At 72.3% G+C, this 24725-nt stretch carries 14 protein-coding genes and 1 tRNA gene; 11 read left to right on the forward strand and 4 right to left on the reverse strand.

Annotated elements, in window-relative coordinates; all coding sequences use genetic code 11:
- Positions 1 to 31: 31 nt before the first annotated feature.
- The 8 genes from AB0937_RS01835 (at position 32) to AB0937_RS01870 (ending at position 13738) form a co-directional block, all read left to right on the forward strand.
- Positions 32 to 1570, forward strand: coding sequence for a methyltransferase (locus tag AB0937_RS01835; protein ID WP_366708971.1), 1539 nt, complete (start codon positions 32 to 34; stop codon positions 1568 to 1570).
- Between the two features lie 220 nt (positions 1571 to 1790).
- The gene (locus tag AB0937_RS01840; RefSeq protein ID WP_366708972.1) at positions 1791 to 1988 is read left to right on the forward strand and encodes a hypothetical protein; all 198 of its coding nucleotides are present in this window, start codon (positions 1791 to 1793) and stop codon (positions 1986 to 1988) included.
- A gap of 246 nt (positions 1989 to 2234) precedes the next feature.
- Positions 2235 to 5063, forward strand: coding sequence for a type I DNA topoisomerase (topA, locus tag AB0937_RS01845; RefSeq protein WP_366708973.1), 2829 nt, complete (start codon positions 2235 to 2237; stop codon positions 5061 to 5063).
- Between the two features lie 201 nt (positions 5064 to 5264).
- The gene (gene tmk, locus AB0937_RS01850; RefSeq protein WP_366708974.1) at positions 5265 to 8588 is read left to right on the forward strand and encodes a dTMP kinase; all 3324 of its coding nucleotides are present in this window, start codon (positions 5265 to 5267) and stop codon (positions 8586 to 8588) included.
- Between the two features lie 273 nt (positions 8589 to 8861).
- Positions 8862 to 10067: a DNA polymerase III subunit delta' gene (locus AB0937_RS01855; protein ID WP_366708975.1), complete on the forward strand. Its 1206-nt coding sequence runs from the start codon at positions 8862 to 8864 to the stop codon at positions 10065 to 10067.
- A 147-nt stretch (positions 10068 to 10214) separates the two neighbouring features.
- On the forward strand, positions 10215 to 11843 hold the full coding sequence (locus AB0937_RS01860) for an alpha/beta hydrolase (RefSeq protein ID WP_366708976.1): 1629 nt from the start codon (positions 10215 to 10217) through the stop codon (positions 11841 to 11843).
- 107 nt (positions 11844 to 11950) lie between these two features.
- A tRNA-Thr gene (locus tag AB0937_RS01865) sits at positions 11951 to 12027 on the forward strand.
- Positions 12028 to 12358: 331 nt separating this feature from the next.
- Positions 12359 to 13738: a M1 family metallopeptidase gene (locus tag AB0937_RS01870; RefSeq protein WP_366708977.1), complete on the forward strand. Its 1380-nt coding sequence runs from the start codon at positions 12359 to 12361 to the stop codon at positions 13736 to 13738.
- Positions 13739 to 13812: 74 nt separating this feature from the next.
- Here the strand turns inward: AB0937_RS01870 and AB0937_RS01875 are convergent, their stop codons facing one another.
- Entirely contained in the window at positions 13813 to 15645 is a 1833-nt protein-coding gene (locus tag AB0937_RS01875; RefSeq protein ID WP_366708978.1) for a trypsin-like serine protease, read from the reverse strand.
- A gap of 264 nt (positions 15646 to 15909) precedes the next feature.
- Here AB0937_RS01875 and AB0937_RS01880 point away from each other — a divergent pair, with 264 nt between their 5' ends.
- Entirely contained in the window at positions 15910 to 16341 is a 432-nt protein-coding gene (locus AB0937_RS01880; protein ID WP_366708979.1) for a hypothetical protein, read from the forward strand.
- Between the two features lie 42 nt (positions 16342 to 16383).
- Here the strand turns inward: AB0937_RS01880 and AB0937_RS01885 are convergent, their stop codons facing one another.
- On the reverse strand, positions 16384 to 17265 hold the full coding sequence (locus tag AB0937_RS01885) for an AraC family transcriptional regulator (protein WP_366708980.1): 882 nt from the start codon (positions 17263 to 17265) through the stop codon (positions 16384 to 16386).
- Between the two features lie 231 nt (positions 17266 to 17496).
- Between AB0937_RS01885 and AB0937_RS01890 the strand changes: the two genes are divergently transcribed.
- Both AB0937_RS01890 and AB0937_RS01895 read left to right on the forward strand, forming a co-directional pair.
- Complete coding sequence (locus AB0937_RS01890; protein ID WP_366708981.1) at positions 17497 to 18390, forward strand: glycosyltransferase; 894 nt, start codon at positions 17497 to 17499, stop codon at positions 18388 to 18390.
- 383 nt (positions 18391 to 18773) lie between these two features.
- The gene (locus tag AB0937_RS01895; protein ID WP_366708982.1) at positions 18774 to 21875 is read left to right on the forward strand and encodes a BTAD domain-containing putative transcriptional regulator; all 3102 of its coding nucleotides are present in this window, start codon (positions 18774 to 18776) and stop codon (positions 21873 to 21875) included.
- 15 nt (positions 21876 to 21890) lie between these two features.
- On the opposite strand, the gene AB0937_RS01900 is transcribed toward AB0937_RS01895, so the two are convergent.
- Together AB0937_RS01900 and AB0937_RS01905 are read right to left on the reverse strand one after the other, a co-directional pair.
- On the reverse strand, positions 21891 to 23582 hold the full coding sequence (locus AB0937_RS01900; protein ID WP_366708983.1) for a bifunctional 3'-5' exonuclease/DNA polymerase: 1692 nt from the start codon (positions 23580 to 23582) through the stop codon (positions 21891 to 21893).
- A 381-nt stretch (positions 23583 to 23963) separates the two neighbouring features.
- Positions 23964 to 24704 (reverse strand): Clp protease N-terminal domain-containing protein, encoded by a 741-nt coding sequence (locus AB0937_RS01905; RefSeq protein WP_366708984.1) that lies wholly within the window; start codon positions 24702 to 24704, stop codon positions 23964 to 23966.
- Positions 24705 to 24725: the final 21 nt, after the last annotated feature.

Here is a 24725-nt window from a genome sequence, read left to right on the forward strand (position 1 = left end):
GGCACGTGCGACCTCCGCCCCGGCGGCCACAATGGGGGGCGTGAGTAACGCCAGTCAGTCACCCCTGCCCCCGCTGCCCGCCTCCGACCGCCCCGATGTCGCCGCCCGGCTTCGGGACGCCCTGCTCGCAGCCTCCTTCACCGCCGACGGCCTGCTCGAACTGCTCGGGGCCCCCGCGTACGCGGCGCTGGCCCGGAGTGAGACCGTGCCCGCACTCCGGGCGACCCGCGGGGACACGCCGCTGGAGATGCTCGTCCGGCTGTTCCTGCTCCAGCAGCCCGTACCGCACGCGCGCGTAGCCGAGGTCCTGCCGGTGGACGCCTGCCTGGAGAGCGGCTGGCTGGCCCGGACCGGCGGGCAGGAACTCACCGCCACCGTCGACGTCCGGCCCTATGGCGGGCCCGGCGGCGAGGACTGGTTCATCGTGTCGGACCTCGGCTGCGCGGTGGGCGGCGCCGGCGGTATCGGCCGGCGTGAGGAAGGCGTCGTCCTCGGAGTCGGCGGCGCCTCCACGACCCTCGCCGGTATCACCGTCCGTACGCCCGTCGCCGCCGCACTCGACCTGGGCACCGGTTCCGGCATCCAGGCCTTGCACGCCGCACAGCACGCCACGCGTGTGGTGGCCACCGACCTGAACCCGCGCGCCCTGCACATCACCGCCCTCACGCTGGCGCTGTCCGGCACCGCGGCAGCCGACCTGCGCGAGGGCTCCCTCTTCGCACCGGTCCGGGACGACGAGACGTACGACCTGATCGTCTCCAACCCGCCGTTCGTGATCTCGCCCGGCGCCCGGCTCACCTACCGCGACGGCGGGATGGGCGGGGACGATCTGTGCCGCACGCTCGTTCAGGAGGCAGGGGAACGGCTCAACGAGGGCGGGTTCGCGCAGTTCCTCGCCAATTGGCAGCACGTGGAAGGGGAGGACTGGCAGGACAGGCTCAGGTCATGGGTGCCCCGGGGCTGCGACGCGTGGATCGTGCAGCGCGAGGTGCAGGACGTCAATCAGTACGCCGAGCTGTGGCTGCGGGACGCGGGTGACCACCAGGGCGATCCGGCGGAGTACCAGGCGCGGTACGACGCATGGCTCGACGAGTTCGAGGCGCGCAAGGTGAAGGCCGTCGGCTTCGGCTGGATCACCCTGCGCAAGACGGGCGCGGCCGTGCCCTCGCTCACGGTGGAGGAGTGGCCGCACCCGGTCGAGCAGCCGCTGGGAGACACGATCCGGGCCCACTTCGACCGGCTCGACCACCTGCGCGACCAGGACGACGCCGCGTTGCTCGAGGGGTACTTCCGGCTCGCCGCCGAGATCGTGCAGGAACAGGTCGGGCTGCCCGGCGCCGAGGACCCCGAGCACGTCGTGCTGCGGCAGAACCGCGGCATGCGCCGGGCGACCCGGGTGGACACGGTCGGCGCGGGCTTCGCCGGCGTCTGCGACGGCACGATGAGCGCGGGCCGCATCCTCGACGCCATCGCCCAGCTGATCGGGGAGGACCCGGTGCTGCTGCGCGACCGCACACCGGCCCAGATCCGGCTGCTCGTCGAGCAGGGGTTCCTGGAGCCGGTCTCCTGAGCGGCCCGCCGAGGGGCGGCCGGAGACGTCGAGGCGACTCGCCAACAAATTCGAGTCGATTTGAACACCTCGGCCGACAGGGGTCACAAGGAACCGGAAGGCCTTGATCCACCGCCGTGTCGCCCCGGCGTTCACCTCGGGTTCGCCTGCCCGCCGCCCGCGCGTGCCAGCCTCCCTTCGCCAGGGATGCGCGGACCGGGGGAAAGGGGCACGGCGGGTCATGGAGAGTGCACCGGCGATCTTCACGGGAGCGGTGTTCTCCCTGTTCGGAGGGGCCCTGCTGGCCTGGACCGTGACACGCGCGCGCCGGCACCTGCCCGTCGCCCAGGGTGTGAGGCCGGTCGCATCGGCGACCGTCGCGAGCGCCGTCGCGGTGCTCGCCCTTACGAGCGCGGCATGGTGCTTCAGCCGCCTCTGAGACCCGCTCCGGCGGCGCGCCTGCCGGTAACCGGGGGGTAGCGCTCCGCACAGAGTGCCCCCCGCTCCCGGTACTCCGGGCGGCAGGATTGGTGGTAGTCGGGTTACCGTTCGAGTGGCCGTTGCGGGCTTTTCCCGTTTGACACGGGGGCGGGATGTACCGTCACACTCCGCAGCGTCACCACGTACCCAGCCCCGGTAAGCGACTCCGGGGAGGCCCCAGTGTCGACCGGAGAGAAGAGCGAAGTTGTCCCCGACCAGCGAGACCGCGAAGGGCGGCCGCCGACTCGTCATCGTCGAGTCGCCTGCCAAGGCGAAGACGATCAAGGGCTATCTCGGCCCCGGCTACATCGTCGAGGCGAGCGTCGGGCACATCCGCGACCTTCCCAACGGCGCCGCCGAGGTGCCCGAGAAGTACACCGGCGAGGTCCGCCGCCTCGGTGTGGACGTCGAACACGACTTCCAGCCGATCTATGTGGTCAACGCCGACAAGAAGGCGCAGGTCAAGAAGCTCAAGGACCTGCTGAAGGAGTCCGACGAACTCTTCCTCGCCACCGATGAGGACCGTGAGGGCGAGGCCATCGCCTGGCACCTCCAGGAAGTGCTCAAGCCCAAGGTCCCGGTCAAGCGGATGGTCTTCCACGAGATCACCAAGGCCGCGATCCAGGCCGCCGTGGCCAACCCGCGCCAGCTGAACCAGAAGCTCGTCGACGCCCAGGAGACCCGCCGCATCCTCGACCGCCTCTACGGCTACGAGGTCTCGCCGGTCCTGTGGAAGAAGGTCATGCCGCGGCTGTCCGCGGGCCGCGTCCAGTCCGTCGCCACCCGACTCGTGGTGGAGCGGGAACGCGAGCGCATCGCCTTTCGTTCGGCTGAGTACTGGGACCTGACGGGCACCTTCGCGACCGGCCGCGCCGGAGACTCGTCGGACCCGTCGTCGCTGGTCGCGCGCCTGCAGACCGTCGACGGCAGGCGGGTCGCGCAGGGCCGCGACTTCGACTCCCTGGGACAACTGAAGAGCGCGAACACCCTCCACCTCGACGAGGCGAACGCCCGCGCCCTGGCCGCCGCCCTGGAGCAGACGCAGTTCGCCGTCCGCTCCGTCGAGTCCAAGCCGTACCGCCGCTCGCCGTACGCCCCGTTCCGTACGACGACGCTGCAGCAGGAGGCCAGCCGCAAGCTCGGCTTCGGCGCGAAGGCCACGATGCAGATCGCGCAGAAGCTGTACGAGAACGGCTACATCACCTACATGCGTACGGACTCCACGACCCTGAGCGACACGGCGGTCTCCGCCGCCCGGGCCCAGGTCACGCAGCTGTACGGCGCCGACTACCTGCCGCCGCAGCCGAGGACGTACGCCGGGAAGGTCAAGAACGCGCAGGAGGCCCACGAGGCGATCCGCCCCTCGGGTGATCGTTTCCGCACTCCCGCCGAGACCGGACTGACCGGTGACCAGTTCAAGCTGTACGAGCTGATCTGGAAGCGGACCGTCGCCTCCCAGATGAAGGACGCCACCGGCAACAGCGTCACGGTGAAGATCGGCGGCGCCGCCTCCGACGGCCGGGACGTCGAGTTCAGCGCGTCCGGCAAGACGATCACCTTCCACGGCTTCCTCAAGGCCTACGTCGAGGGCGCCGACGACCCGAACGCCGAGCTGGACGACCGCGAGCGCCGGCTGCCCCAGGTCTCCGAGGGCGACCCCCTGAGCGCCGAGGAGATCACGGTCGACGGGCACGCCACCAAGCCCCCGGCCCGCTACACCGAGGCCTCCCTGGTCAAGGAGCTGGAAGAGCGCGAGATCGGCCGCCCGTCGACGTACGCGTCGATCATCGGCACGATCCTCGACCGCGGCTACGTGTTCAAGAAGGGCACGGCCCTGGTGCCGTCCTTCCTGTCCTTCGCCGTGGTCAACCTCTTGGAGAAGCACTTCGGGCGGCTCGTCGACTACGACTTCACCGCCAAGATGGAGGACGACCTCGACCGCATCGCCCGCGGTGAGGCGCAGGCCGTGCCGTGGCTGAAGCGGTTCTACTTCGGCGAGGGCACGGTCAGCGGCGCCGCGGCCGACGCGGGCAACGGCGACGGTGACCACCTCGGCGGCCTCAAGGAGCTGGTGACCGACCTGGGCGCGATCGACGCGCGTGAGGTGTCGTCGTTCCCGGTGGGCAACGACATCGTGCTGCGGGTCGGCCGCTACGGGCCGTACATCGAGCGCGGCGAGAAGGACACCGAGCAGCACCAGCGCGCCGACATCCCCGCCGACCTGGCGCCCGACGAGCTGACCGTCGACCTCGCGGAGGAGCTGCTCGCCAAGCCCAGCGGCGACTACGAGCTGGGCACGGACCCGGCCACCGGCCATACGATCGTCGCCAAGGACGGCCGCTACGGCCCGTACGTGACGGAGGTCCTCCCCGAGGGCACCCCGAAGACGGGCAAGAACGCGGTCAAGCCGCGCACGGCGTCCCTGTTCAAGACGATGTCCCTCGACACGGTGACGCTCGACGACGCCCTGAAGCTGATGTCGCTGCCGCGTGTCGTCGGCGCCGATGCCGAGGGCCAGGAGATCACCGCGCAGAACGGCCGCTACGGCCCGTACCTGAAGAAGGGCACGGACTCGCGCTCGCTCCAGGCCGAGGAACAGCTCTTCACGATCACGCTGGAGGAGGCGCTGGCGATCTACGCCCAGCCCAAGCAGCGTGGCCGGGCGGCCGCCAAGCCGCCGCTGAAGGAACTGGGCACCGACCCGGTGAGCGAGAAGCCGGTCGTGGTCAAGGACGGCCGCTTCGGCCCGTACGTCACCGACGGGGAGACCAACGCCACCCTGCGCTCCGGCGACAGCGTCGAGGAGATCACCCCGGAGCGCGGCTACGAGCTGCTCGCCGAGAAGCGTGCCAAGGGTCCGGCGAAGAAGACCGCGAAGAAGGCGGCCAAGAAGGCGCCGGCGAAGAAGACGACGGCCAAGAAGACCGCGGCGAAGAAGACCACGACCGCGAAGAAGACGACGGCGAAGAAGACCACCACCGCGAAGAAGACGGCCGCCAAGACGGCGACCGCCACCAAGTCCGCGGAGGACTGAGCGGCACACCGAGCGGCAGCCGTACCTCCAAGTCCGCGGAGGATCGAGGTCGTTCGGGCTCTGTCCGGAAACCGGACCGTCGCGTCCGGTTCTTCGCCCAGGGTTCGGAATGCGAACGCCCCGGCAACACTTCGGTGTCGGGGCGTGCGCATGCCAGCCCGCGCCCTCCGGGGTGTCGGTGGCTCCCGATAGGCTGAACGCATGACGCGAGCCGACCACCCAACGGCCCCTCAGCCCGCCCCCGACGACGCCCTGGTCGCGGACTCCCGCGAGCGTGCCGTCCGCGCCCTGCTGCGACGACCGCAGCTGAAGCGGTTGTGGAGCGCACAGCTCGTGGGTGGTGTGGGGGACACCCTCGCCCTTCTCGTGCTGGTCCTGCTGGCGGTTCAGGCGGCCGTCGCGGAAGCCCCCTTCGGGGGTGGTTACCGGGGCGTGGCGTTCGCAGTGGCGACCGTTTTCGGGGTGCGCATCCTCGCGACGCTGCTGTTCGGCGCCGTGCTGCTCGGCCCGCTCTCCGCGCTCACCTCGCAGGACGGCCCGCTCGACCGCCGCTGGACCATGGTCGGCGCCGACGGACTGCGCGCGGCGCTGCTCATCGTCGCGCCCCTGTGGATCGACTGGACGCCGGAGAACGCGCTGGCGGTCCTCCTCGTCACGGCCTTCGTGACCGGTGTCGCCGAGCGGTTCTGGACGGTGTGCCGCGAGAGCGCGGCCCCCGCGCTGCTCCCCGCCCCGCCGCCGGAGGGCGCGACGGTCCGGCCGCTGCCCGACCACATGGACGCCCTGCGCCGGCTGTCGCTGCGCACCGGCTTCGCGGCGATTCCCCTCGCGGCCGTCGCACTGGTCGTCGCGGCCCTGTTCAACAACCTGCTGGGCGCCGGCATCGACTGGTTCGGCCAGCACCAGGCGGCCCTCGCCTCCTACGTGGCCGCCGGACTGTTCGCCGCGTCCCTGTCCGTGCTGACCTTCCTGGAGCTGCCCGGCACGCGCACCCCGCGCGCGCGGTCGCCGCTCGAGGGGCTGCGCCGCCCGAAGACCACCACCGGCGCCGACAAGGGCCGCACCGGCGCGATGCCGCTGCTGGTCCTGTCCTGCGCGGCCGTCGCGGCGGCGGTGTCGGCCGCCGTCGCCGTGGCCGTGCTGCACGCCAAGGACCTGGGCGGCGGCCCCGTGCTCTACGGCCTGTTCGTGGCCGCGCTGACCGGCGGCGTGGTCGTCGGCATCCGTACGGCGCCCGCCCTCGTGCCCGCGCTGTCGCGCCGCCGGCTGCTCGCGCTGACGATCGCCTTCACCGGTGTCGCCCTGCTGGCCGCCGGACTGGTCCCGGACGTCACCACCGTGCTGCTGATCCTCGCGCTGGCCGGTGTCGGCGCGGGCCTGTCCGCCAACATCGGGCACACCCTGCTCGACCAGGAGACCGAGGAGAACCGGCGCTCCCGCACGACGGAGCACCTGCACGCCGTCGTCCGGGTCTGCGTGGCGCTCGGCGCGATGGTCGCCCCCGTGGTGGCGGCGGCGATCGGGCCGCACCGGCTGGAGAGCGGCAAGTTCGTCTTCGCGCACGGCGGCGCGGCCTTCACGCTCATGCTGACCGGCGCCCTGCTGCTGCCCGTCGCCGCGCTGGTGCTGGCCAAGGTCGACGACCGTTCCGGTGTGCCGCTGCGGCAGGACCTGAAGGACGCGCTGCTCGGCGGCGACGACCCGGAGCAGGGAGCCGCCGCCACCGGCTTCTTCATCGCCCTGGAGGGCGGCGACGGAGCCGGGAAGTCCACGCAGGCCGAGGCGCTCGCCGAGTGGATCCGAGCCAAGGGCCACGAGGTCGTGCTGACGCGCGAGCCGGGGGCCACGCCGGTGGGCAAGCGGCTGCGGTCGATCCTGCTGGACGTGTCGAGCGCGGGCCTGTCGCACCGCGCGGAGGCGCTGCTGTACGCGGCCGACCGGGCCGAGCACATCGACACCGTCGTGCGGCCCGCCCTGGAGCGCGGCGCGGTCGTCATCTCCGACCGGTACATCGACTCGTCCGTCGCCTACCAGGGCGCCGGCCGTGACCTCTCGCCCACCGAGATCGCCCGGATCAACCGCTGGGCGACGAACGGGCTGGTGCCGCATCTGACCGTGCTGCTGGACGTCGCGCCGGAGACCGCGCGCGAGCGGTTCACCGAGGCGCCGGACCGGCTGGAGTCGGAGCCCGCCGAGTTCCACGCGCGTGTGCGGGCCGGTTTCCTGACGCTGGCGGCGGCCGACGCCGGGCGGTACCTGGTGGTGGACGCCGGCCAGGAGCCCGAGGCCGTCACGACCGTCATCCGGCACCGCCTCGACCAGGTACTGCCGCTCTCCGAGGCCGAGATCAAGGCCCAGGAGGAGGCACGGAAGAAGGCCGAGGAGGAGGCCCGCCGCAAGGCCGAGGAGGAAGCCGCCCGCAAGGCCGAGGAGGAGCGCCTGGAGCGCGAGCGCCAGGAGCAGCTCGCCAAGCTGCGCGCCGAGGAGGAGGAGCGCAAGCGCCGCGAGCTGGAGGAGGCGCAGCGCCGCGAGGCCGAACGGCAGGCCGAGGAGGCCCGACGCCGGGCGGAGGAAGCGCGCCGGAAGGCCGAGGAGGAGCGGGCCCGGCTGCTCGCCGAGGAGAAGGCCCGCGCCGAGGAGGAGGCCCGCCGCAGGGCGGAGGAGGAGCGGCGCCGCAAGCAGGCCGAGGAGGAGGCGCGCCTGCGTGCCGAGGCCGAGGCGCTCCGCCTGGAGAAGCAGCGCAAGGCCGAGGCCGCCCTGCTGCGGGCCGAGGAGGCCCGGCGGCTCGCGGAGGCGGCTGCCGCGGCGGCCGAGGCCGGGCCGAAGAGCTCCGCCCCGCAGAACTCCGCTCCGAGGAGCGCGGCGGGTTCCGCGGCAGGTCAGGACGCGGCGACCGTGCCGACGCCGGTGGTGACACCGGGTGGTGCCGGTGAGGACACGACCGTGCTGCGCCCGGTGCGTGAGGAGGAGCAGCGCTCGGACGGCGGCCGGACCGCCGGTGAGTCCGAGGCCGAGGTGACCGCCGAGCTGCCGAAGCCGCCGGTTCCGCCGGTGGCCGGGGCGGAGACCAGCGCCCTGCCGCCGTTCTCGCCTCGCCCCGGCGACGAAACCGAGGTGCTGCCGAAGGTGCCCGACCGGGACGCCCCCGGCGCGGCCGACGAGACGGCGGTGCTGCCTCCCGTCCGGCCGGGGGACGCCGAGGAGACGGCGGTGCTGCCCCCGGTCCGGTCGGAGGACGCCGAGGAGACGGCCGTGCTTCCGCCGGTACGCGGGGACGAACCGGCGGACCGGGTGCCGCCCGGCTACTTCCGGGAGGACGCCCCGGCCGCCCGGCCCGACGGCACCGAGGACCGTACGCGGGAGATGCCCCAGGTCGACGCCGAGGGGACGCCGCGCCGTCGGTCCGACTGGGCCGAGGAGACGCCGCTGGACGACCTGCCCTCGCTCGCGGACGAACTGCTCGGACCGCACGACGAGCCGGACCAGGGCCGCGGACGCCGCGGGAGGGGCGGCCGGGGGCGCTGACGCCTCCGGCGGGCCGGTGCGGGAGCGCGGCTGCGGGGCGTTTGGGGCCCCCGGCGGGCGGGCGCGGGAATCCGGGAGCCGGACTTCGAAGAGGTTGATCGGTGCCGGGAGCCGGGGCCGGACTCGAGGAGGCCGGACGGTGCGGGAGCCCGAGGCAGGACCGCGAGGTGACCGGCCGGGCTCCGGGCACCGGACGGGACGGCAGGCGTTGTCAGTGGCCGCCCCCACAATGGATCTGGCAACGCGGAACGTGACGGAAGGGCGGCGTGACCCATGACCGTGTGGGACGACCTCGTCGGGCAGGAGAGGGTGAGCGAGCAGCTGGCCGCCGCCGCTCGGGACGCCGACGCGCTGGTCACCGCGGCCGCCACCGCCGCACCGCCGCCCGAGGCGTCGAAGATGACGCACGCGTGGCTGTTCACGGGCCCGCCCGGGGCTGGGCGGAACCAGGCGGCGCGCGCGTTCGCGGCGGCGCTGCAGTGCGTCAGCCCCGACCGGGCCCTCGGCGGCTCCCCGGGCTGCGGCTTCTGCGACGGATGTCACACGGCCCTCGTCGGCACGCACGCCGACGTCTCCACCGTCGCCGCCGTCGGCACGCAGATCCTCGCCGACGACATGCGCGACACGGTCCGCAAGTCGTTCACCTCGCCGGCGAACGGCCGGTGGCAGATCATCCTCGTCGAGGACGCCGAGCGGCTGAACGAGAAGTCGGCCAACGCCGTCCTCAAAGCAGTGGAGGAGCCCGCTCCGCGCACGGTCTGGCTGCTGTGCGCCCCCTCCATCGAGGACGTCCTGCCGACCATCCGCTCCCGCTGCCGCCACCTGAACCTGAGCACGCCGAGGGTCGACGCCGTCGCCGACATGCTCGTACGCCGCGAGGGCATCGAGCCCGATGTCGCCGCCGCGGCGGCCCGTGCGACCCAGGGCCACGTCGACCGGGCCCGCCGCCTCGCCACCGACCCGGCCGCGCGTGAACGCCGGGCCGCCGTGCTCAGGCTGCCGCTGCGCGTCGAGGACATCGGCGGCGCGCTGAGGGCCGCCCAGGAGCTCGTCGACGCGGCTGCCGAGGACGCCAAGCAGCTCGCGGAGGAGACGGACGCCAAGGAGACCGAGGAACTGAAGGCCGCTCTCGGCGCCGCCCAGGGCGGCCGCATGCCGCGCGGCACCGCGGGCGTGATGAAGGACCTCGAGGACAAGCAGAAGCGCCGCAGAACCCGCACACAGCGTGACAGCCTCGACCTCGCCCTGACCGACCTCACGGCCTTCTACCGCGACGTCCTCGCCCTGCAGCTCGGCTCGCGCGTGGCCATCGCCAACGCGGACGCCGAGGATGCCCTGGAGCGCCTGGCCCGCGGCAGCTCCCCGGAGTCCACACTCCGCCGTATCGAGGCGATCGCGGCATGCCGCGACGCCCTCGACCGCAATGTGGCGCCGCTGCTCGCGGTGGAGGCGATGACGATGGCGCTCAGAGCGGGCTGAGGGACCGGCAGGAAACACGGGACCGGCACACGGGACCGGCACACGGCGCGGGCACCCACGACGGACGCGCGGTTGACGCCGTAACTCGTACGAGGCGCGACGCGCACGCTCGGCACCCGAGCCGTCGCGCAGAGTTACGCTCGCTGAATGGACACACGGCGCACCCCTCGCTCCGCCTTCGTATCCGGCTCCCGGAGTCTCCAGCGCAGGCCACGCAACCGGGCCAGGACCGCCGCCGGTCTCGTCGCCGCGGCCGCGCTGCTCGTCTCCGCCTGCTCCTCCGGGAGCACGACGACGTCCGCCGCCTCCGCCGCGCAGGAGGCGGCCCTGGCCGCGCTGCCCCAGGCCACGCCCGCGGCCCTCGCGACGTACTACGGGCAGAAGCCGGCATGGCGCAAGTGCGGGGTCTCCGGCTTCGAGTGCGCCACCCTCAAGGCACCGCTCGACTACGCCGAGCCGTCCGCCGGTGACATCCGGCTCGCCCTCACCCGCAAGAAGGCCACCGGCCCGGGCAAGCGGCTGGGCTCGCTGCTGGTGAACCCGGGCGGGCCGGGCGGTTCGGCGGTCGGCTACGTACAGGCGTACGCGGGCATCGGCTACCCGGCCGAGGTACGGGCCCGCTACGACGTGGTGGCGGTCGATCCGCGTGGTGTGGCCGGCAGCGAGCCCGTGAAGTGCCTGGACGGGCCGCGGATGGACAGGTACACGCGCACGGACGCCACACCCGACGACGGGCGGGAGGCGGACGGGCTGGTCGCGGCGTACCGGACGTTCGCCGAGGGCTGCGGCGCGGACGCGCCCCGGCTGCTGCGCCATGTGTCCACCGTGGAGGCGGCCCGGGACATGGACATCGTGCGGGCCGCGCTCGGCGACGAGAAGCTGAACTATGTCGGTGCCTCGTACGGCACGTTCCTCGGGGCGACGTACGCCGGGCTGTTCCCGGACCGGGCGGGCCGGCTGGTGCTGGACGGCGCGATGGACCCGTCGCTGCCGGCCCGGCGGCTGAACCTGGAACAGACGGCGGGTTTCGAGACGGCGTTCCGGTCGTTCGCGAAGGACTGCGTACGCCAGGCCGACTGCCCGCTGGGCGGCAGGGGCACCTCGCCCGAGCGGGTGGGCGAGAACCTCAAGGCGTTCTTCGCGAAGCTGGACGCGCGGCCCGTCCCCACCGGTGACGCCGGCGGCCGGACGCTGACCGAGTCGCTGGCCACGACGGGTGTGATCGCGGCCATGTACGACGAGGGTGCCTGGGAACAGCTGCGCGAGGCGCTGACGTCCGCGATGAAGGAGAACGACGGCTCCGGACTCCTCGTCCTGTCGGACGGCTACTACGAGCGGGACGGCGACGGTGCCTACAGCAACCTGATGTTCGCCAACGCGGCGGTGAACTGCCTGGACCTGCCGGCCGCCTTCGACACCCCCGACCAGGTGCGCAGCGCCCTGCCCGAGTTCCGGAAGGCCTCGCCGGTCTTCGGCGAGGGGCTCGCGTGGGCCGCCCTGAACTGCGCCTACTGGCCGGTGCAGGCCACGGGCGAGCCGCACCGCATCGAGGCGGAGGGCGCGGCGCCCATCGTCGTGGTCGGCACGACCCGGGACCCGGCCACCCCCTACCGCTGGGCGCGGGCCCTGGCCGGTCAGCTCTCCTCGGCGCGCCTGCTCACCTACGAGGGCGACGGCCACACCGCCTACGGCCGCGGCAGCTCCTGCATCGACCGGACGATCAACGCCTACCTGGTGCGCGGCACCCCGCCCGCGGACGGAAAGCGCTGCTCATAGCCTTGCTCCCGGCCCCGCGGGGCCCACTGCCGGGCCTGGTGCGGAGCACCCTCGGAAACTGTGTAGACTTACCGTCGTTGCTGATCGCACCATAGTGCGGACAGCGCGCCGCCTTAGCTCAGATGGCCAGAGCAACGCACTCGTAATGCGTAGGTCTCGGGTTCGAATCCCGAAGGCGGCTCCAGCGAAGGCCAGGTCACATAGCCCGTGACCTGGCCTTTTGTGTTGCCCGGTGCTCTTCCGCTGCAGCATCGCTGGTGATGTGCCCCGGTGATCCGGAGGGACCGCTCTCAGCCACCATTGATCATGTCCGTGGCATGTCGCCTGATGGCGCTGGATGTGTTTTTACCAACCATGAGACAACCACGAGGCAGTGCAGGGCCTCTGACGTCTCGCGCCCCGCGATCGGCTGGAGACATGAGATGAGCCCTCATAGAGCGAACGACCGTCGGCTTCGGCCGGCGGTCCCGGTCCGTCTGTCCGGCTGGGTTCCGGCTGCAGCACTGCTCCTGGTCATGACGACCTCCTGCACCGGCTCCGCGCCCGGGGACGGTGCCGCCGCGGCCTCGAAGCCCGGCGCGGCCGGGGTCGGTGACCTGCTGTTCCCCGCACTCGGTAATGGCGGCTACGACGTGACGCACTACGGACTGACCCTGGATTACGTGCCCGAGACCAACCGTCTGAAGGGCACGGCTGTCATCACCGCGCGCGCCACCCAGGACCTCAGCCGCTTCAACCTCGACCTGTCAGGGCTGCGGATACGCCTGGCCACGGTGCAGGGGGCGAAGGCCCGATACCGGCGTGAGAAGGACGAGTTGCTGGTGACACCGGCGAAGCCGGTCCAGGAAGGCGAGATCTTCAAGACGGTCGTCACCTACGACGGCACCCCCCGCACGATCGAGGACGACGACGGAAGCCTGGAAGGCTGGATAGAGACCGATGACGGCTCGACCGCCCTCGGCCAGCCCGCCGGTTCCATGACCTGGTTCCCGGGGAACCACCACCCCTCGGACAAGGCCACGTACGACATCACCGTCACCGTACCCAAAGACGAGGACGGCACCCCCTACGACGTGGTCAGCAACGGCGAACTGACCAAGGAAGAGGACAAGGGCGGGACGGTGACCCGGCACTGGCGCACCACAGAGCCCATGGCCAGCTACCTCGCTCACGTCTCCGTCGGCTACTTCGAGGTCGGCAAGGACTCGACCGACGACGACCTGCCCGTCTACGTCGCCATTGACCCCGACGAGTCCGAAGACGCCGCAGACGTCAAAGATCTGGTGCCAAGAATCGTCGGCTGGGCGAGCGAGCGCTTCGGTCCCTACCCCTTCTCCTCCACCGGCGCCATCGTCGACCACCTGCCCGAGCTCGACTACGCCCTGGAGACCCAGACCAAGCCCTACTTCGATGAGGCGCCGGACGAGAGTCTGCTGGTCCACGAGTTGGCGCATCAGTGGTTCGGCAACTCCGTCACCTTGCGCAAGTGGAAGGACATCTGGCTCAACGAGGGTATGGCCACCTACGCGGAGTGGCTCTGGGAGGAGGAGCAGGGCGGCAGGAACACCGACGAGATCTTCGAGGACTTCTACGACGGCACGGATGCCGAGAGCGAGGGAATCTGGGCCTTCCCTCCGGCCGATCCTCCCAGCGCGGGGCGCGTCTCCGACCCGCCCGTCTACGGGCGCGGCGCCATGGTCGTGCACAAGGTGCGTGAGGCCGTCGGCGACGAGACCTTCTTCGACATTCTCCGTACCTGGACCCGACAGCACCGGCACGGCAACGCCGACACCGGACAGTTCATCGCCCTGTGTGAGGGCAAGTCCGGGAAGAACCTGACGAAGCTCTTCGACGCCTGGCTCTTCAACAAGAAGAAGCCGTCCCGGACGAACTGAGAGCGCACGGTGGGAGGAGGGCTCTTCTCCCGCCCAGGGGAGACGAGAGCCCTCCTCCTGTCCGGAGGAAGACCTCAGGCGGGCGGGTACACCAGTGTGATCTCGCGGTTCAGGCCGGTCTCGTCGGCGTCCGGGTACATGGAGAGCTCACCGTCGGACCACCGCACCAGGAAGTCGTCGGGATGGCGGTTCTCCGTGTAGTCGCCGGCGCCCAGGAGGGTGGCGTGGGTCCAGAGCCGGTTGGGCTTCTTCACCTGGATCTCGCCGTGGAAGCCGTTCTGGTCGAGATCCTTGTAGAGGGTCAGTTCGCCGTCCGTCCAGCGCACCATGAGGTCGTGCTGGTCGTTGCCGGTGAAGTCGCCCGACGTGATCGACGAGGCGTGCTTCCAGGTGCCGTTGGGCGCAGCAAGCTTCTTCTCGCCGTGGAAGCCGTCGCGATTGACGTCGGTGTACAGGGTGACTTCACCGTCGCTCCAGCGGACCAGGAGGTCGTCGGTCCACTTGTTGCCGGTCGTATAGCGGCCACCGGTGATGGAAACGGCGTGCTTCCACGTGGCGTTGGGCTTCTGCAGCTGGACCTCGCCGTGAAAACCCTTCTCGTCGACGTCGGGATAGAGCGTCAGTTCGCCGTCGGTCCAGCGGACGATCAGGTCGTCCGTGTCGGCGCCGCTGAAGTCGCCCGCCGCGATGGTCTCGGCGTGCTTCCAGGTGCCGTTGGGCCCGGTGAGACGAATCTCCTTGTCGAAGTTGTCGCCGTCCTCACCGGCACCGCGGTACAAGGTCACTTCGCCGTCGGACCAGCGCACGATCAGGTCGGCGTAGTCCCATGAGCCGGGATTGCCGTCGGTGAAGTAGCCCCCGGCGATGACCTCCGCGTGCTTCCAGGTCTCGGCCTTGCCCAGAACACCACGGCCGGCCGGCTGACGGTTGTTGACCGCGTCGTCGTACAGCGCTTTCGCGTCAGCGTCGAGGTAGGAGCTGTAGGAGATGTCGTCCTTGTCACCGCCGGTCTTCCAGCCGCCGATGACGCCGATGAGACCCCAGCCGCCGCCTCGCTTGATGAGGAACGGGCCGCCGGACGCGCCGCCGGAGTACTTGTCGCATGCGATACGCAGGAAACTGCCCGGGATCTTCGGGTCGGTGCTGTTGTAGCGGACGGTTTTGTCCGTGCAGTCCAGCGGGCGCTTCTGGTTGGCCGGGTAGCCGATGAGGCGAACCGGGTCGTGGGCGTACCCGGCGTCGATCATCAACTCGGCACCGCCGACGACGTCCTCGACGTTCTTGCCACCGCGCGGTTCGAGCTGCAGGAAGTTGAAGTCGAGGTCGGCCGCGGCGTCCGGGCCCTTGGAGAGGTATCGCTTGTCGACGTAGATACGTCCGGGCTTGACGGTGAAGGCGCCGTGCGGCTTCTTGCCGTCGTCGTACTGCGGGACGAACGTGAGGTTCTTGCGCGCGTCCTGGTCGTCGAAGCAGTGCCCGGCGCTCATCACGATGTTCTTGCCGGGGCTCTTGACGACCGTGCCACCGCAGAAGCGGCCGGTGTCGGTGCCGTCGTTCCAGAAGAAGGTGCCGACGATGGGCAGCCCTTCGAACGGCTTGCTGGGGGAGCGGATCATCCTGGTGGGAGCGGAAAACTGCTTGGCCTCCTGCTCCTGGACGGGCTTCGCGGCCCGCATGCGCTCCGGGGTCCAGTAGCTGTCGGCGTCGGCCGGCGTGAACCCGCGCGCGTCGTCATCCCCGCTCGCCGGGAGGGGGGACGGCGGAACGGAAGGCTGTTCCGCCGGGGCGCTCGGTGCGGTGTTCCCCGAGGGAGGCGGATCGCTCTGGTCCGCGTATGCCGGAAGACCCGGCAGCAGGATGAGTGCCGCAGCCCCCGCCACAGCACCCAGAGCTCTGCGCAACGTCATGGTCGATTTCCCCGTCATCAAAGGAGACGCGTCTCATGCCGCCTGGCGTGAATGCGTCAAGGTCAGCCGTGATCATAGGTCTGTTTCATGCAAGAAAAGGCGCATATGACCCAACTCACACGCGCATGCGGATATGTCGGACTCGTTGCGGTTGCCGCACCTCTGATCCTGCTCGGTCAGTCCACGACGGCCCGCGCTGATCGGCTCCCTTTCCCCGGAGGTGGATACGTTTCCGTCAGCGGTCCGGCAGGACCCGGCGAGGCAGTGGAACTCACGGTCAAGGAGCGCCCTGGCAATCCGCACCCGACGTCGGTGGAGGTCTCCAGCCCGGCGCTGACCGACGAAACCACCCTCGGTGACACCAAGAGCGCGTGGGTGGGTGCGGGCCGGATCAGAGAGAACCTGAAGCCCGGCACGTATCCCGTGACGTTCACGCTGCGCCACAAGGACGCCGACTGCGTGACGGAGAAGGACCGCGACTTCGTGTGCGACTACCCCTCGATCGTCCTGCGTGGAGAGGTACAGGTCGCAACCCCGGACGAGGGCCGGGCGCCGGGCGGCGGACCGGGCTTCGGCGGCGGTTTGGCGCTCGGTATCGCGTCGGGCGCCGTGGGGACGCTGGCGGCGGGCGGGATACTGCTGCGCCTGCGGCGCCGCGGGGCTGTGGATGAGTCCTCGCAAGACCCGAGGCCCTGACCGCCCCGGGCCGGCCGGAAGCCGGCCCGGGACGCTGCCTGTTCAGCGGCCGGGTTCCCGTTCGATCGGGAGCCACAGTTCCGCGTCCGCCTCCGTGCCGGACGGGGACAGGCGGGTGCGCAGGATTTCCGGGCCGGGGCGGGTGCGGTAGGGGTTGGACGGGAACCACTCGGTGTACACGTCGTGCCAGAGTTGCTGGATGGCCTGAGGAGCGGGTCCCGAGGCGGTGAAGACCGCCCAGGTGCCCGGCGGGACCGGGAGGACGGTGATGCCCTCGGGTGCCGGTGCCGGTGCCGGTGCCGGGGTGATCACCGCGTGGTAGTAGTCGAGTTCCGTGCCCTCCGCGCGGCTCGGATCGATGTCGTCGCACACGGCGACGATGCCGTGCGGCTCCTGGCCGGACAGTTTCTCCAACTGCTCCACGGCGGCCCTGTCGAGGCCACGGACGAAATCGATGATCGCCTGGTTCGGGCCGGAGTGGATCAGGGGGATCCGGGTCTTGAAGCCCGTGACGGTGAAGGCCGGGCGGTCCTGGACGCGGTACTGCATGCTGCTGCTCCCTTCGACGGTGAGGCGGAAGGTCAACCGGGGCTGGGAGACGAGCGCGGCGCCGGTGCGACGGGCCTCGCCCGGGCCCACGCCGTGCATCGCGCGGAACGCCCGCGCGAACGCCTCGCCCGAGCCGTAGCCGTGGCGGACCGCGATCTCCAGGAGCGTCGCGTCCCCCGACAGCACCTCCGCGCCCGCGACCGTCAGCCGCCGCCGGCGGATGTACTCCGACAGCGGCATGCCGGCCAGGGCGGAGAACATGCGGCGCAGGTGGTACTCCGAGGTGCACGCCGTACGCGCCAGATCCGCCACGTCGACGGTGTGGCCGAGGTCCCGTTCGATCCGGTCCATCGCCTGGTTGAGCCGGTCCAGCACGTCCGGTCTCCTTCCTTTCGAGCCCTCACGCTAGGCAGCGCGTGCCCTGCCGCACCCGACATCCTGTGCCCGTTCCGGTCGGGTGCCGACCGTGCTGAACCAAGTGGCAGAAGGGAGCAGTCGAACGGCGTCGGCAAACCGCCGTCCGGCAGGCGTCCTCACGGTGTCCCTACCGTGAACGGCTAGCATCGCCCGTCAATCAGTCAGTTGCCGACCGGATGAGGTGAGGACGTGGGGGCACCCAGGATCGCCGTCGCCGTCGTGACGATGGGCAACCGGCCCGACGAGGTGGACGCCCTGCTGGAGTCCGTGGCCAAGCAGGACGTGCCGCCCGAGCGGATCGTCGTCGTCGGAAACGGATGTCCCCTGCCCGACTTCGCCCGCCGGCTGTCGCTGCCCGGCGAGGTCACGACCGTCGAAGTCGACGAGAACCTCGGCTGCCCCGGCGGGCGCAACGCGGCCCTGGAGCAACTGCGGGAGTTCGGCGACATCGACGTCGTGGTGGACCTGGACGACGACGGCCTGCTCGTCGACCCCGACGTGCTGCGCCGCGTGCGGGACCTGTACGCCGCCGACGAGCGGCTCGGCATCGTCGGCTTCCGGATCGTCGACGAGCTCGGCGAGACGCAGCAGCGGCACGTCCCCCGGATCGGCAACTCCGATCCCCGCCGGGGCGGTTACGTCACCGGCTTCCTCGGGGGCGGGCACGCCCTGCGGATGACGATGCTCGACGAGATCGGCGACTGGCCCGCCGAGTTCTTCTTCGCGCACGAGGAGACCGACCTCGCCTGGCGCGCCGCGGATGCCGGGTGGCGGATCCTGTACGCGCCGGAGTTGCTGCTCCGGCATCCCAGGACCTCGCCCGCCCGGCACGCCATCTACTACCGGGTGAACGCCCGCAACCGGGTCTGGCTGGCCCGCCGCCGGCTGCCGCTCCCGCTCGTCCCCGTCCACCTGGGCGTCTGGGTGCTGCTCACCCTCGCCCGGAACCGGTCGGGTGCCGGGCTGCGCGCGTGGATCGGCGGTTTCGTGGAAGGCGTACGGGAACCGGCGGGGGAGCGGCGGCCCATGCGGTGGCGGACGGTGTGGCGGCTCACCCGGCTGGGGCGGCCGCCTGTCATCTGAGACGCACGGGCGCCTTGCCGTCCGGCGGGCCGTGGAGTCCGGTCCGCCGGGGAGAGGGAGAGGGCCCCGGCCGTTCACCTCCGCCGACCGGGACCCGGACCCGGCCGCGGCGGCGACACTCCCCCGAGTTGCGCGTCCAGACGCGCGCGCCGCCGGGCCAGATCCGATGTAGTGATCACATCAGGCTTTGCCAACGGATCGCTAACATATGGCCAACGCTTCGCCGTTGCGTCATCCGGCGATTGGCCGGAAGTCGCCGAACCAAGATCAAGGACGGCCAGTACATCGGCCGATCCCGGCGCAGCAGGTGAGAGCCGGATGGCGGGAATGCGCTGTCCGGGGGCGGAAACTCGTCAAGGCGGTGCACGGGGGGTAGTGGCGCGATGATGCGGTTCGGGCTGTTGGGGCCGCCGGTGCTGTTCCGCGACGTCCAAGGCGGCGACCGGCGTGAGGCCAGGGCCGTCGCGAGCCCCAAGTCCCGTGTTCTGCTGGCCGCGTTGCTCCTCGACGCCGGGCGGGTCGTCTCCGTGGAGGCGCTCAAGGACGCGCTGTGGAGCGAGGCGCCGCCCGTCTCCGCGCAGGCCTCGCTGCACAATCACATCGCCCGGCTGAGGCGGCTGCTCGACGATCCCGGACGGCTGCGCACCGTGCCGTCCGGGTACGTGCTGCGGCTCGACGAGGGCGAGCTGGACGTCCACGTCTTCGACGGCCACGTCGCCACCGCGCGCGCCGCGCACGCCGGCCGGGCCTGGGAGCGGGTCGTGCGCGAGTGCACGGCCGCGCTCGCGCTGTGGCGGGGCGCGCCCCTCGCCGGGCTGCCGCCCGAGGTCGGCGGGTACGCCTTCGCGCAGCGGCTGTGCGAGGCCCGGCTGCTGCTCCTGGAGTGGCGCTACGACGCCGAACTGGCGCTAGGAGGCACGCGGTTGCAGGAGCTGGTCCCGGAGCTGGCGGCGCTGACCGGAGCGTATCCACTGCGCGAGGTGTACCACCGCCAGCTGATGCTCGCCCTGCACCGCACCGGGCGCCCGGCCGAGGCCCTGGCCGTCCACCGGGACCTGCGCGCCCGCCTCGTCGGTCAACTCGGCATCGAACCGGGGGCGGGTGTGCGGGCAGCACACGTGGAGGTGCTGCGCGGGGCCCTGGGGGACGCCGGTGCGGAGGACAAGCCGGGTGACGGCGAAGGGCCGCCGCCCGGTCCGGCCGGCGGTGCGCCCACCGGTCCGGCCGGCGGTGCGCCCGCCGGCCCAGCCGACACGGCTCCGTCCCGTTCGGTGGGCAGGCCCTCGCGCAGCGAAGCGGGTATGCCGGTGCCGTTGCCCGCGCCCGCCCAACTTCCGCCGCCCCCCATCCGTTTCATCGGCCGCAACACCGTCCGCGACTCCCTGCACCGGGTGCTCACCGCACCCGCCCCCCACCCCGTCGCCGTCATCAGCGGCATGGCCGGAGTCGGCAAGAGTGCGCTCGCCCTGTACGTCGGCCACCGTCTGGCGGAACGTTTCCCCGATGGGCAGATCCATCTCGACCTGCACGGCGCCACCCCGGGCATGGCACCTCTCACCCCTGGTCAGGCACTCACCGCGCTGCTGCGCGACCTCGGCGTCGAGCCCTGCCGCATCCCCGAACAGCCGGACGCCGCAGCCGCGTTGCTGCGGTCGCTGCTCGCACCGGCCCGCACGCTGCTCGTGCTGGACGACGCCGCGAGCGCCGCACAGGTACGGCCGCTGCTGCCGGGCGGTGCCGGATGCGCGGTGATCGTCACCAGCCGTTCACCGCTGACCGCCCTCGACGGCGCGGCCCGTTTCCCGCTCGCCCCGCTGTCGGACGAGGAGAGCGCCGAACTCCTGCGCAGCGCCTCGGGCCGTGAGGGCCTGGACGGCACGGACGCCGCCCGGCTCCTCGTCGAGCTCACCGGCCGGCTCCCGCTGGCCCTGCGGGTCGTCGCCGCGCGGCTCGCCGCCCGCCGGGCCCTGACCCCCGAGATGCTCGCCGGTCAGCTCGCCGCCGCCGAGGGGCGGTTGCGTCACCTGGAGTACGACGACCTGAGCGTCGGCCGTTCGCTGGCCGTCGCGTACGACGCGCTCGCGGGCTCCGATCGCGAGGCCGACCGGGACGCGGCACGCACCCTGCGTGCCATCGGCGCGCTCGACCTGCCCACGTACGGCGCCCCTCTTCTCGCCCGTCTCACCGGCATCGGCGAACCCCGCACCGAGGACGCCCTGGACCGCCTCCTCGACGTGGCCCTGCTGGAGGAGACGACGTACGGCCGCTACGCGCCCCACGGCCTGGTGCGCGACTTCGCCCGCGAGCGGGCCGCAGAGCACGGGGCCGTCCACACCGCCGGTGCCGTGGACCTCGCCGGCACGGCGCTGCACTGGTACGCCGCTGTGGCCGAGCGCGTCCTCGCCGCGATCGTGGAACCCGGCCTCGACCGGGACGACCGCCTTCGGCCCACCGCGAGTCAGCCCGGCGGCCATGCGGCCCAGGTCGCCACGGTCATGCCCTTCGCCGGCCCCGAGGAGGCCTTCGCCTGGGGGGACGGCGAGCTGGAGAACGTCGTCGCCCTGGTCGAGCGGTACGCGGACACCCCCTCGGAGCGGCGCGCGGGCCTGGTCTCCGCGCTCGTCCGGCTGATCTCCCCGTACGCGCACCGCCGGGGCCGCCTCGCCGAGATGGACGTGCTCGGGCAGGCCGGCCTCCGGGTCGCCCGGCGGCTCGGGGACACGGCGGCGGAAGCGTACGCCCTGGCCGACCTCGGTGGGCTGCACTTCCTGACCGGCCGGCTCAGCGAGGCCCTCGCCCTCAACGACCGCGCGCTCACCCTCTGGCGGCGGCTGGATCACACCTCCTGGATCCGCCGCTGCCTGAACAACCGGGGCCTGCTGCTGGACGGGCTCGGCCGGCGCGCCGAGGCGGGCGAGGCACTGACGCGGAGCCTGGAGTACGCCCGGCGGCTGAACGACCCCTACGGCGAAGCCATCACCCACAGCCACCTCGGCAACCTCGTCGAGCCGACCGACCCCCGGGCCGCCATCGAGCAGCACCTGCGTTCGCTCGCCCTCGGGGACGAGATCGGCGCCGTGATCGTGCGGCACGCCGCGCACTGCAACATCGGGTACGCCCGTCTGCGGCTGGGGCAGCCGGCCGCCGCCGTCCCGCACTTCGAGGAGAGCCTGCGCATCCTCGGCGGGCACGGCGACTGGTACGGCGAGTCCCGGACCCGGCTCGGCCTGGTCCGGGCCCTGCGCCTGCTGGGCCGCGACCGGCGGGCCGCCCGCGAGTGTGCCGAGCTGCTCGGCCGGGCCGACGCCCGCGACGACCGCTACACCGCCGGTCTCGCCCGCCACCAGCACGGGCTGCTGCTGCGCGAGCGGGGGGAGGTCGGCGCGGCGCGCGAGGAGTGGGGCTCGGCGCTCGCGGCGCTGGAGGGGACGGACGAGTGGGCCGTGGTCACGGAGCTGCGCGAACTCCTGGCGTCTTGCGGCTGATCACTTGGCGGCTGATCACTTGGCGTCCGCGTAGCACTCCACCACCGCCGTCGTGAACGGGAACCGCACCGGCGTCTCCCCGAAGGTCAGCCGCCCGGCCAGGGCCGCCGCCTCGCGGATGGCCGCCACGACCGCCTCCGCCTCCTCCTCGGGGCAGTGCACGATCACCTCGTCGTGCTGGAAGAAGACCAGTTCGGCCGCCAGCTCCGCGCAGGTCCGGCGCAGCGCGGCGAGCAGCAGCAACGCCCAGTCGGCGGCGCTGCCCTGGACGACGAAGTTCCGGGCGAAGCGGCCGCGGGCCCGGGCGTTGGTGGAGGCGTAGCCCGGCACCCACGCGGCGCTGTCGTCGGGCTGGTCCGCATCGCCCGGTGGGATGCCGGCTTCCTCGGTCGCGTCCTCCGCCCCCCGGGCCGCCGGCGGGCAGGTCCGGCCGAGCCAGGTCCGCACGAGCCGGCCCTCCTCACCGGCCCGGGCCGCGTCGTCGACGTACGCCACGGCTCTGGGGAAGCGGCGTCTGAGCGCGGCGAGGTTCTTAAGGCCGTCCCCGGATGTCTGCCCGTACACCGCGCCGAGCACGGCCAGCTTGGCCTGGCTGCGGTCGCCGGAGAAAGCGCGGTCGGAGACGGACTGGTACAGGTCGGTCTCCCGCCCGGCCACCTCCATCAGGCCGGGGTCGCGGGAGATCGCGGCGAGGACGCGCGGTTCCATCTGGTCCGCGTCGGCGACGACCAGCCGCCAGCCGGGATCGGCGACCACGGCCCGCCGGATCACCTTGGGTATCTGCAGCCCGCCCCCGCCGTTGGTCACCCAGCGGCCGGTCACCGTCCCGCCCGCGAGGAACTCGGGTCTGAAGCGGCCCTCGCGGACCCAGTCCTGGAGCCAGGACCAGCCGTGGGCGACCCAGATGCGGTACAGCTTCTTGTACTCCAGCAGTGGTTTCACGGCCGGATGGTCGATCGTCTCGATCTCCCACTTGCGGGTCGAGGAGACCTTGATGCCGGCCCGCGCGAAGGCCTTGACCACGTCGGCGGGCAGGTCGGGGCGGACCCGGTGGCCGAACGCGGCGGACACCTCCTCGGCCAGCTCGGCCAGTCGGCGCGGCTCGCCGCCGCCCGCGTACCGCTCGCCCAGCAGGTCGTGCAGGAGTGCCCGGTGCACCTCGGTGCTCCAGGGCAGTCCGGCCCGGTTCATCTCGGCCGCCACCAGCATGCCCGCCGACTCGGCGGCCGTCAGCAGCCGCATGCGGTCGGGGTGCCCGGCGCCGGCGTGCCGCCGCTGCTGCTCGGCGTAGACCGCGAGGAGGTCGGACAGGGGCAGGTGGACACCCTGCGGCTCGAACAGGGAGGACTGGGCGCCCGGTTCCGCCGACCGCTGCGGCGGATCGGGCGGTACGGGGCCGCCGCGCAGCCGGGCCAGGGCGGCCGCGGCCGAGCGTGGTTCCCCGTACCGCCCCTCATGGCCGAGGAGGAGCGTCTCGGCGGCCTCGATGTCGTAGCACCGCTCGACTCGCACCCCCGTGGCGAGCAGACGCGGGTAGACCTCGGCGGTGGACCGCCACACCCACCGCGTGACGCCGGGACGGCTCCGCACGGCCTCGGCGGGGCTGGACTCCCGCCGGACCGGGCCGGAGGGCAGCCCGTCCGGGCCGAGGGGGGCGACGTCCACGCCACCGTCCTCGGCCGGTGCGAGCGCCCACCGGTCGGCCATGCAGCGAGTCTGCCAGGGGGGTCTGACAACGCCCCGTCGCCGTCGCCGTCGCCGTCGCCGTCGCCGTCGCCGACGCCGACACCGACACCGACACCGCCCAGGCTCGGTCCGGCACGCTCGCGGACGACGGTCAGGCACACCCGGCGGCGGGTTCGCCGGTGGCGGTCGGGGTCCGGCGGGTTGGCCGATGCGGTCGGGTTCCGTTCGGCGGGTTCGCCGGTGCCGGTCGGGATCCGGCGGGTTGGCCGATGCGGTCGGGATCCGCCCGGCGGGTTCGCCGGTGCCGGTCGGGATCCGGCAGGTTCACCGACGCCGGTCAGTATCCGCCCGCCGGTTCGCCGATGCCGGTCAGTATCCGCCCGGCCGGTTCGCCGATGCCCGTCAGGATTCGCCCGGCACGTTCTTCTGTGTCTGCGTGAACTTCTCCAGCGCCCCGGCGACGTACCGCTCGGTGTGCTCCTTGTCGATGCCCAGGCCGCTGAGGACGCCCTGGCCGTTCTCGTGCTCCAGCAGGGCGAGCAGGACGTGCTCGGTGCCGATGTAGTTGTGGCCGAGGCGCAGGGCCTCGCGGAAGGTGAGCTCCAGGACCTTCTTGGCGGCCTGGCCGTAGGGCACGAGCTCCGGGGCGTCGTCGACGGCCGGCGGGAGCGCCGCCGTGGCCGCCTCGCGCACTGCGTCGAGGGAGACGCCCTGTTCGACGATCGCCTTCGCGGCGAGTCCCTCCGGCTCGGCCAGCAGTCCGAGGACGAGGTGCTCGGGCAGGCCCTCGGCGTTGTGCGCGGTCTTGGACGCGTTGTGCGCCGCCATGACCACGCTGCGGGCCCGGGGCGTGTACCGGTTGAAGCCCTGGCTGGGGTCGAGGTCGGCCGATTCCTTCGGCACGAACCGCTTCTGGGCGGCCTGCCGGGTGACGCCCATGCTCTTGCCGATGTCGGTCCAGGACGCGCCGGAGCGCCGGGCCTGGTCGACGAAGTGGCCGATCAGGTGGTCGGCCACGTCGCCCAGGTGGTCCGCGGCGATCACCGCGTCCTGCAACTGGTCGAGCGGCTCCGCATGGACCTTCTTGATGGCCGCGATGAGGTCGTCGAGACGGATGGATGACGTGGTCTCGGGGTTCGTCATGTGTCAACCGTAGGTTGCGCC

Origin of the sequence: Streptomyces sp. NPDC047880 (assembly GCF_040706515.1) — a bacterium.
Classification (GTDB): domain Bacteria; phylum Actinomycetota; class Actinomycetes; order Streptomycetales; family Streptomycetaceae; genus Streptomyces.

What these genes read in the sequence shown, in the direction of transcription:
- AB0937_RS01835 (WP_366708971.1), top strand. Translation starts at nt 32, where the DNA reads ATGGGGGGCGTGAGTAACGCCAGTCAGTCACCCCTGCCCCCGCTGCCC.
- AB0937_RS01840 (WP_366708972.1), top strand. Translation starts at nt 1,791, where the DNA reads ATGGAGAGTGCACCGGCGATCTTCACGGGAGCGGTGTTCTCCCTGTTC.
- tmk (WP_366708974.1), top strand. Translation starts at nt 5,265, where the DNA reads ATGACGCGAGCCGACCACCCAACGGCCCCTCAGCCCGCCCCCGACGAC.
- AB0937_RS01855 (WP_366708975.1), top strand. Translation starts at nt 8,862, where the DNA reads ATGACCGTGTGGGACGACCTCGTCGGGCAGGAGAGGGTGAGCGAGCAG.
- AB0937_RS01860 (WP_366708976.1), top strand. Translation starts at nt 10,215, where the DNA reads ATGGACACACGGCGCACCCCTCGCTCCGCCTTCGTATCCGGCTCCCGG.
- AB0937_RS01870 (WP_366708977.1), top strand. Translation starts at nt 12,359, where the DNA reads ATGACGACCTCCTGCACCGGCTCCGCGCCCGGGGACGGTGCCGCCGCG.
- AB0937_RS01875 (WP_366708978.1), bottom strand. Translation starts at nt 15,645, where the DNA reads ATGACGTTGCGCAGAGCTCTGGGTGCTGTGGCGGGGGCTGCGGCACTC.
- AB0937_RS01895 (WP_366708982.1), top strand. Translation starts at nt 18,774, where the DNA reads ATGATGCGGTTCGGGCTGTTGGGGCCGCCGGTGCTGTTCCGCGACGTC.
- AB0937_RS01900 (WP_366708983.1), bottom strand. Translation starts at nt 23,582, where the DNA reads ATGGCCGACCGGTGGGCGCTCGCACCGGCCGAGGACGGTGGCGTGGAC.
- AB0937_RS01905 (WP_366708984.1), bottom strand. Translation starts at nt 24,704, where the DNA reads ATGACGAACCCCGAGACCACGTCATCCATCCGTCTCGACGACCTCATC.